Here is a 397-nt window from a genome sequence, read left to right as displayed (position 1 = left end):
GACGCGCAATAAAGGCGACTGCATAGACCGCGAACGTACTGAGAATGGCAGCCGTCCTATCGGTTCCTGGGAAAAAGTGCAATGCAAGAATTGGAACGGAAAATCCGAAAACAGCGAAATCGTAAATTTCGCCGAAGTTTCCGATAGACCCTGCTGCTAGGGTCCGCCAAGTGTTAGATACCTTCGCCATTTTGTCTCCTCTCCAACGGGGTGTCAGCAACGGAGGCTGACCATTGAATTGCTAATTGCTACATCCGATGTCGGCCGTATTTGAGTTCTTGGAATTACGGACTGTTGTCAAGACTTGTCTGCGATTCGGCTAAATATCCATCGTGCGGTTGACAGCCAGAATTTCAATCTCGCGCTGATACAAATACTTCAGATAAGATCTACTACG

At 47.9% G+C, this 397-nt stretch carries 1 pseudogene; it reads right to left on the bottom strand.

What is annotated here, in order from left to right:
* A pseudogene (locus P7F28_RS02285) lies at positions 1 to 190 on the bottom strand (MFS transporter); the annotation flags it as partial.
* Positions 191 to 397: the final 207 nt, after the last annotated feature.

Source organism: Caballeronia sp. BR00000012568055, assembly GCF_029439455.1.
In the GTDB taxonomy this organism is placed as follows: Bacteria; Pseudomonadota; Gammaproteobacteria; order Burkholderiales; family Burkholderiaceae; genus Caballeronia.
Note: the sequence above shows the minus strand (reverse complement) of the source record. Positions and strands in the feature narration are given on the sequence as shown.